Here is a 3,090-nt window from a genome sequence, read left to right on the forward strand (position 1 = left end):
ATGGTCACCTCGGCCACCTCAGCCACAAAACCGGCCGATTCCAACGTGTTTTTCACCGATTCAAAATCCGTGTAAGCGGTCAGCACCTCGATGGCGCCGTCGGCATCCGTGATCACGTCCTCGGCACCCGCTTCAAGCGCCACGGTCATGAGTTGGTCTTCATTCGTGCCTGGAGCAAAGATCAGTTGTCCGCAATGTTGGAACTGAAAAGCGACAGAGCCCTCGGTGCCCAAATTGCCACCGTGCTTGCTCAAAGCGTGTCGCACCTCGGCCACAGTACGCACCCGGTTGTCGGTCATGGTGTCCACAATGATGGCGGCACCCCCAATGCCATAGCCTTCGTATCGGATTTCCTCGTAGCTCACGCCTTCGAGGTTGCCGGTGGCTTTGTCCACGTTGCGCTTGATGGTGTCGGCCGGCATGTTGGCCGCTTTGGCCTTTTCAATGGCCAAGCGCAAGCGCGGGTTGGCGCTGACATCGCCACCACCCGTGCGGGCCGCGACCATGATTTCACGCACCACCCGGGTCCAGATGCGCTGTCGTTTTTCATCTTGGCGCCCCTTGCGGTGCTGAATATTTGCCCATTTACTGTGGCCCGCCAGTGGGAATTCCTTGAATGTTGATTTAACCTAGAGCTTGGATTTTACTTTTCACCGACGGGAGACATCACCACATGGCCGATCCAATGCTGATTGCACAAAATTCTCTGGCGCAGTGTCACCTGTTGCCAGGTCTTGCTAACCGTCACGGGCTGATCACCGGCGCCACGGGAACTGGCAAAACCGTGACCTTGCAAACCTTGGCCGAAAATTTTTCCCGCCTCGGTGTTCCCGTCTTCATGGCCGACGTGAAGGGCGATCTGACCGGCATCAGCCAGCGCGGCAAGATCGGTGAGAAACTGGCGGTTGTGTTGAAAGAACGCGGCATGGCTTTGCCTGAACCGCTGGCCTGCCCCACCACCGTGTGGGACGTGTTTGGTGAGCGTGGCCACCCGGTGCGCGCCACCATCTCCGACATGGGGCCTTTGCTGCTCACGCGCATGTTGGGTCTTAACGATACCCAAGCAGGGGTGTTGAACCTGGTCTTCAAGATCGCAGACGACCAAGGCTTGCTGCTGCTGGACATGAAAGACCTGCGGGCCATGCTGCAGTTCGTGGGCGACAACGCCAAACAATTCACCACCGAGTACGGCAACATCAGCGCCGCCAGCATCGGCGCCATCCAACGGGGCTTGGTGCAAATCGAGAGCCAGGGCGGTGACCAGTTCTTTGGCGAGCCCATGCTCAACATCGAAGATTTCATGCAGACCGACGCGCAAGGCCAAGGCGTGGTGAACATCCTGGCGGCCGACAAGCTCATGAATTCGCCGCGTCTGTACGCCACGTTCTTGCTGTGGATGCTGTCCGAGTTGTTCGAGGTGCTGCCCGAAATCGGTGACCCGGAAAAGCCCAAATTGGTGTTTTTCTTTGATGAAGCGCACTTGCTCTTCAAAGACGCGCCTGCGGTATTGGTCGAGCGCATCGAGTTGGTGGTCCGATTGGTCCGATCCAAAGGGGTCGGGGTTTACTTCGTCACCCAAAACCCGCTGGACATCCCCGACAGTGTGCTGGGCCAATTGGGCAACCGGGTGCAGCATGCCTTGCGGGCCTACACACCGCGCGACCAAAAGGCCGTGGCTTCCACGGCGCAAACCATGCGCCCCAAGTCGGGGCTGAACATCGAAGCGGCCATCACCGAGCTGGCCGTAGGTGAGGCTTTGGTGAGCTTTCTGGACGCCAAAGGGCGGCCCTGCGAGACCGAGCGCGTGTTTGTTCTGCCCCCGGGCAGCCAGCTGGGGCCCATCACCCCTGAGCAACGCCAAGCGCTGATTCAAGGCTCTTTGGTGGCCGGGGTTTACGAACAAACCCAAGACCGAGAATCGGCGTTTGAGAAGATCAAGGGCTCCAACACCCCCAGCACGGCTGCAGTCTCCCCTGGTGGCACCTTGCCAGGTCAAACCACTGTCACTTCAGAGCCAGAAAACGGCGGCTTGATGGGTGGCCTGTCCAACATTCTGTTTGGCAGCACCGGGCCCAGAGGCGGTCAACGCGATGGCGTGGCCCAACTGGTCGTCAAAAGCGCCGTTCGCACCGTGGGTTCAGCGATTGGACGAGAAATCGTTCGAGGCGTGCTGGGTGGCTTGTTGGGTTCCAGCCGCCGCCGCTGATCTCGGGCGTAAAAAAACCGCCGGGGTGTACCCGGCGGTTTTGGAGGAGTCTGACAGCGTCAGGCAGGATCAGGCGGTTTCGCCGAGTACGGCGACAGTCACCTCGATCACCACGTCGGTGTGCAAAGCCACAGCCACAGTGGATTCGCTGACCGTTTTGATGGGACCCAAAGGCATACGGATCTGCGACTTGAGCAGCTTGTAGCCTTGTTTGTTCAGAGCTTCGGCGATGTCGTTGTTGGTGACGGAGCCAAACAAACGGCCATCCACACCCGCTTTTTGCGACAACTTGACCACCGTGCCTGACATTTTTTCGCCTTGGGCTTGCGCTTCGGCCAATTTGGCCGCAGCGGCTTTTTCGAGTTCAACACGGCGAGCTTCAAACTCGGCCTTGTTGGTTTCGGTGGCACGGCGAGCACGGCCCTGTGGAATCAGGAAGTTACGAGCGTAGCCGTCTTTGACTTTGACGATATCGCCCAGATTACCCAGGTTCACAACCTTTTCGAGCAGAATGATTTGCATGGTTGGACTCCTTAGACTTTGTGCTGGTCGGTGTAGGGCAACATGGCCAGGAAGCGTGCGCGCTTGATGGCTGTGTTGAGCTGACGCTGGAAAATGGCACGGGTGCCAGTCAGGCGCGCAGGAATGATTTTGCCGTTTTCGGCGATGAAGTCACGCAAGGTGTCCACATCTTTATAGTCGATTTCTTCGACGCCAGTGACTGTGAAGCGGCAGAAACGCTTGCGCTTGAACAGCAGTGACTGGGTGTTGCGCTTAGGGCGCTTGTCTTTGTTGAATTTTTTGAACGTGGCCATGGGGCCTCCTGAAATTAATCTTGCTGAAACTCTTGAATGTGCAACACGACACTTTTGCCTTGTCGAGGG

General features: G+C 57.9%; 4 protein-coding genes. 1 reads left to right on the forward strand and 3 read right to left on the reverse strand.

Features of this window, described 5'->3' with window-relative positions; all coding sequences use genetic code 11:
• Positions 1-602 (reverse strand): YebC/PmpR family DNA-binding transcriptional regulator (locus tag Q0O19_RS13975; RefSeq protein WP_295523990.1); only part of this gene is annotated, 602 nt, incomplete at its 3' end.
• A gap of 71 nt (positions 603-673) precedes the next feature.
• On the opposite strand from Q0O19_RS13975, the gene Q0O19_RS13980 reads away from it, so the two are divergent.
• Positions 674-2,206 carry a helicase HerA-like C-terminal domain-containing protein gene (locus Q0O19_RS13980; protein ID WP_295523985.1) on the forward strand — a complete coding sequence of 511 codons (1,533 nt, stop codon included), beginning with the start codon at positions 674-676 and terminating at the stop codon, positions 2,204-2,206.
• 69 nt (positions 2,207-2,275) lie between these two features.
• Here the strand turns inward: Q0O19_RS13980 and rplI are convergent, their stop codons facing one another.
• Together rplI and rpsR are read right to left on the reverse strand one after the other, a co-directional pair.
• Positions 2,276-2,728, reverse strand: coding sequence for a 50S ribosomal protein L9 (gene rplI, locus Q0O19_RS13985; RefSeq protein WP_295523988.1), 453 nt, complete (start codon positions 2,726-2,728; stop codon positions 2,276-2,278).
• Between the two features lie 11 nt (positions 2,729-2,739).
• Complete coding sequence (gene rpsR, locus Q0O19_RS13990) at positions 2,740-3,021, reverse strand: 30S ribosomal protein S18 (protein ID WP_019427495.1); 282 nt, start codon at positions 3,019-3,021, stop codon at positions 2,740-2,742.
• Positions 3,022-3,090: the final 69 nt, after the last annotated feature.

The sequence above is a fragment of the Limnohabitans sp. Rim8 genome (genome assembly GCF_945869175.1).
In the GTDB taxonomy this organism is placed as follows: Bacteria; Pseudomonadota; Gammaproteobacteria; order Burkholderiales; family Burkholderiaceae_C; genus Limnohabitans_A.

Coding starts and splice junctions, on each gene's coding strand:
- Q0O19_RS13980 (WP_295523985.1), top strand. CDS start 674: ATGGCCGATCCAATGCTGATTGCACAAAATTCTCTGGCGCAGTGTCAC.
- rplI (WP_295523988.1), bottom strand. CDS start 2,728: ATGCAAATCATTCTGCTCGAAAAGGTTGTGAACCTGGGTAATCTGGGC.
- rpsR (WP_019427495.1), bottom strand. CDS start 3,021: ATGGCCACGTTCAAAAAATTCAACAAAGACAAGCGCCCTAAGCGCAAC.